General features: G+C 42.0%; 4 protein-coding genes and 2 pseudogenes. 4 read left to right on the top strand and 2 right to left on the bottom strand.

Features of this window, described 5'->3' with window-relative positions:
- Positions 1–236: 236 nt before the first annotated feature.
- The 4 genes and pseudogenes from dfrA41 to G5T77_RS15440 all read left to right on the top strand — a co-directional run.
- A complete protein-coding gene (dfrA41, locus tag G5T77_RS15455; RefSeq protein WP_004729503.1) occupies positions 237–749 on the top strand; it encodes a trimethoprim-resistant dihydrofolate reductase DfrA41 in 513 nt (170 codons plus the stop codon).
- Positions 750–772: 23 nt separating this feature from the next.
- On the top strand, positions 773–1,822 hold the full coding sequence (locus tag G5T77_RS15450) for a DUF4105 domain-containing protein (RefSeq protein ID WP_166135933.1): 1,050 nt from the start codon (positions 773–775) through the stop codon (positions 1,820–1,822).
- Between the two features lie 102 nt (positions 1,823–1,924).
- Positions 1,925–2,386, top strand: a complete 462-nt coding sequence (locus G5T77_RS15445) for an META domain-containing protein (protein ID WP_033917524.1) — start codon at positions 1,925–1,927, stop codon at positions 2,384–2,386.
- Positions 2,387–2,496: 110 nt separating this feature from the next.
- Positions 2,497–2,607 (top strand): annotated as a pseudogene (locus G5T77_RS15440) (peptide-methionine (S)-S-oxide reductase); the annotation flags it as partial.
- Here the strand turns inward: G5T77_RS15440 and G5T77_RS15435 are convergent.
- Positions 2,605–3,291: pseudogene (locus G5T77_RS15435) on the bottom strand (DNA cytosine methyltransferase); the annotation flags it as partial. The pseudogenes G5T77_RS15440 and G5T77_RS15435 sit on opposite strands and share 3 nt — an antisense overlap.
- Positions 3,292–3,396: 105 nt before the next feature.
- On the bottom strand, positions 3,397–4,434 hold the full coding sequence (locus tag G5T77_RS15430) for a DNA cytosine methyltransferase (RefSeq protein WP_166135936.1): 1,038 nt from the start codon (positions 4,432–4,434) through the stop codon (positions 3,397–3,399).
- Positions 4,435–4,437 lie beyond the last annotated feature (3 nt).

The following is a 4,437-nucleotide window of genomic DNA, read 5'->3' as shown; positions in this document are numbered from 1 at the left end:
AAATTATCAAAGTTCTGTTGCTTTAGCCTGTATATTTTTATGGCTACCTTTATAGGGTTAATTATGAACAGTAAATGTCAACAGACCCTACTTAAAAATTCTTTAGCTTTAATGGATTTTTAAATTAAGCTGAAATTAGCTTTATTTTCCTTTATAGTTACCATGACCAAATCCTGCTTTTTATAAAGCGGGATTTTGTTATATGTGATATTCAATATGTTCCGGACAATTAAGTTATGACTTTCCAAAGTTTTGAAGTAGTACATGTGGTTGCTATGGACAACCAACGTTGTATTGGTAAGGATAACGATCTGCCTTGGCATATTTCTGCTGATTTAAAACACTTTAAAGAAATTACCCAAGGTGGGGTAATTATCCTTGGTCGTAAAAATTTTGATTCGATTGGTCGTCCGCTTCCTAAACGTGTAAATTGGGTAATTACTCGAAACCATAATTGGAATTTTGACGGCGTTAAAGTTGCACATTCAATCGAAGAAGCCTTAGAGAAATCTATTCCTGACGTTCAAGCATCAGAGAAACCAAATACAATTTTTATTATTGGTGGTGGTGAGATTTTCAAGCAAACCATCAATATTGTGGATCGACTAGAGCTTACTCATGTTGATTTAAATGTTGAAGGTGATATTTTTTATCCTAAAATTCCAAATGATTTTGTGAAGATAGCGTCAGAACAACATATTGATGACAAAACCGGCATTGCTTTTGAGTTCGCAACCTACAGAAAATAAAACCTATTTCTCATGAAAAAGTGATGATGCAGGGACGCGAATATATCTCCAGACATTGGAGTCTGTGGCTGCTGGGCAGCCTGTTTACTTTATTCGTCATTCTGTCGAGCCTGTGGCTCAGCCTCATGCTGTGGGTTCATCTTCCCATCGGCAAAATCGGCAGCATGATACTGATTGGACTCTGGCTGACCTTTGCGCTGGTCGTTCTCGGGATTTATTTCACCCGGCATCTGATCTCCCGCCAAGTGGATAGCGTTCTTTATCTTCTGGCCTTTTTATTCTGTTTGCTAGGATATTTCAGTCTGGAAGCGCGTCAGGATCGAGAGTGGAATCCTGAGGTTTCCCAGCTTCTGCATTATGAGCAGCAAGGCGATCAGGTTACCTTACACAATATCCGCAACTTTGACTGGCAGGCCGATGGTCGCTATATCGAACGCTGGGAAAGCCGCAGTTTTGATCTGAATCAGATTACTGGCGTGAACATCATTACTTCCTACTGGATGGGGCCTAAAATTGCCCATACCCTGGTCAGCTTCGATTTTGCCAATCAAAAGCCACTCACCTTCTCGATTGAAATCCGCAAGGAAAAGAATGAAGAGTTTTCAGCGATTGGTGGCTTTTTCCGAAAATATGAACTGAGTCTGGTCGCATCGGATGAAAAGGATATTGTCTATACCCGTAGCAATGTCCGTGGTGAACAGGTCTATTTTTTCCCAGTCAAAATGCCGCAAGCTCAGGCTAAAGCGCTATTCAAGGAATATCTGCGTCAGGCCGATGAGCTGGCCCAAAAGCCAAAATGGTACAATACCCTGACCAGTAATTGCACCACACTAGTCTTTGATATGGTTCAGGCGATATCGCAACAACAGCTACCCTCAGATTACCGGTTGCTGGCCTCCGGCTATTTACCGAATTATCTCTATGATCTTAAAGTACTAGAACAGTCTTGGGATATGCACACTTGGTATCAACGGGCACATGTCAATCCACGGGTAGAACGCACCGCTAATCTCTCCAGTCAGGACTATTCACGCCTGATCCGGCAGGGCCTACCAAAACCCGACATGCGATAACTGTGTAGCAAATCCACTTCAATAAAGATACAAAATCAACTGGAACCTTGATCATTTTTTTGTTTATATACAAATAGCTAGTCAATGATCAGAGTATCTCTCATGCTAAAAAAATTAACTGCAATCGCGATTTTAGGCTCGGTTCTAACGGTCATGGGCTGCGAAACTGTGCCCAATACAGCCACGACACAAACCGCGAATCATTTACAACTTTTGCAAAATCGTACTTGGATTGCGACCCAGATTGGTAATACTGAAATCAAGACTGCGCCAACCGCACGCAATGTTCCGAGTCTGCAATTTGATGCCAGTACCCAGCGCGTTTCAGGTTCAGATAGCTGTAACCGGATTATGGGCAGCTACACAGCAGCAAAAGATACGCTGACCCTGAGTCAAATGGCTACTACCCGTATGGCTTGCATGAACAACGATCAGCTTGATCAGAAATTTAATGAAGCTTTAGCTAAAGTGACGCATTATCAGGTATTTGCTAAAACCTTAAAATTACTGGATCGCCATGGAAATCTCTTGATCCAGCTGGAAAGTGCTGTTCAGCCGCGTTAATACTTCCCTACAAAAAGCCTGTATGGACAGGCTTTTTTATCTTTCATACTGATGAGCTGGAATTTAACCATCAGCCCGATTGAGTTATTTAATTGAATGAGGAATCAACCATGCAACAGGCACTTTTCGGTGGGGGATGCTTTTGGTGTACTGAAGCCGTATTTTTACAGATTCAGGGAGTTCAGCAAGTCGTCAGCGGTTACGCAGGTGGGCACACAACTTAAACATTCATAATTAAGGTCCACACATTGAGCAGCTGTCTTCCATGGTTGTTTTTTCGTTTTTTGAGGTGCAAAAAAGTCAAATTCAGCATGTGTGGGTTCTGGCCAGACGATCGGTAAATTGTCACGCCGAGCAATTAAGAAAAATCTATTTCTCAATGTCGGTGCACCATAGTCGCATGCTCGTAGTTCACGATATTCGACCGTGTACCCTTGGTACCTGAGCGCATTCACGAAACAGTTAAACGTTCGCCCTTTCCGCTTTAAAATCGGTTTACCGTTCTTATCCAAATCACCCCATTCAACAAACTCAACCACGTTTTCAAGCATGATGATTCGTGGTCGAACTGTTGCAGCCCACCTTAAAGCAATCCAAGCTAAACCGCGGATCTTCTTGTTTAACGGCTTGCCACCTTTCGCACGGCTATGATGTTTACAGTCTGGACTAAGCCAAACCAAGCCAACAGGTTGATTGCCCGTAATCTTTACAGGGTTAACATCCCAAACACTCTCGCAGTAGTGCTTTGTTTTTGGATGATTGATGCGATGCATGGCCAAGGCTTTCGGATCATGATTAATTGCAATATCAATCGGTCTACCGAACGCACGTTCTAAACCAGTTGATGTACCGCCACCGCCAGCAAAGTTATCAACGATTAATTCATGTGGAAGCAAGTTATACATAGAAATTCCCTCTTACAAATGCCCCTTTATGGCTTAGATCTCTTAATTCATGCGGTACATCTTCTGGAGACAGATACCTATAAGCATGAATAACCTTGCTCAGATTCATACAGCCACCCCCATGCTTTCAACGGCACTTTCTAATGTTTGATGTGCTGAATAATCATCACAGTCGTAATAATCGTCATCGATCAAATTAGAGATGTCGTAGTCACTCAAACCGCTATTTAAACAGCGACTCAAAAGCTCAGGATCTAAACGATCATACTTGTTGCAAATCGTCATTAACGAATTGCTATGTGCGTTGTTTGCCGTGAAAAATGAGTATGCAAAACCTTCAGGCGTTACGCTTCTAGCATTCTTAGTCGCAATACTATTGCCACCGTATAGGCGGTGCATTTTAGAGCCCTCAACAGGTTCAACAGGTGCAATTGGTAGGTCGGCATTGAAACGGCCCCACAATAATGTTTTCTTTGTGTATGTATCACCAAAATGAAACGGATCAAACGACAGACGCCACGGCGACAACCCGGTTAAGCTCGCAATACGCCCTACTGGATTCTCAATTGCCCAAATATTCGGTTTAAAAAATTCAATTGTTCTTAAAGTTTGGTACACCAGCTCAATACTGCTTAACGTGCGACCATCAGCATCTTTGGCAGTAAAATGTCTTGCACCAGAAACAGCAAAGTCTGTACATGGGCATGCAGCTAAAATCGCATGAACGTCCAAACCATCAAAGCATGCAAAAAGCTCGTTAAAGAATTCCACGCTGAAGTTATTAATATCGCCAAAATAAGGATCTGCCTGTATATCAAACCGAAATACTTGATAGCCAGCATCAACCCATGGTTGTGACCATGTGCCAGACAAATCAAAAAGAGAAAGGACAATTTTTTGGTTGTTTTGGTTGCGGATCGTTGGATCTAGATATTGGTTAAACGCAACGTTTTTCCATTGTTCTAAACGTTCTAATGCGGAAGATCTGGACATCCAGCCATTAGCTTCAACATATGCTTGTGATTTCTTATTTAAGCGAACAACTTCATTCTTATGCGGTGCATCAAAGATGTTTGAAATCTTAAACTCAGCATCAATAAAACTACTTCTTGCATCCAATAAAAGAGAGATGGATCCGGAAATTTG

This window comes from Acinetobacter sp. GFQ9D191M (genome assembly GCF_011174875.1).
In the GTDB taxonomy this organism is placed as follows: domain Bacteria; phylum Pseudomonadota; class Gammaproteobacteria; order Pseudomonadales; family Moraxellaceae; genus Acinetobacter.
The sequence above is the reverse complement of the archived record's forward strand: the minus strand, read 5'-3'. Positions and strand labels throughout refer to the sequence as shown.

Excerpts from the sequence above, each read along its gene's own strand:
- dfrA41 (WP_004729503.1), top strand. The coding sequence starts at position 237 with ATGACTTTCCAAAGTTTTGAAGTAGTACATGTGGTTGCTATGGACAAC.
- G5T77_RS15445 (WP_033917524.1), top strand. The coding sequence starts at position 1,925 with ATGCTAAAAAAATTAACTGCAATCGCGATTTTAGGCTCGGTTCTAACG.
- G5T77_RS15450 (WP_166135933.1), top strand. The coding sequence starts at position 773 with ATGATGCAGGGACGCGAATATATCTCCAGACATTGGAGTCTGTGGCTG.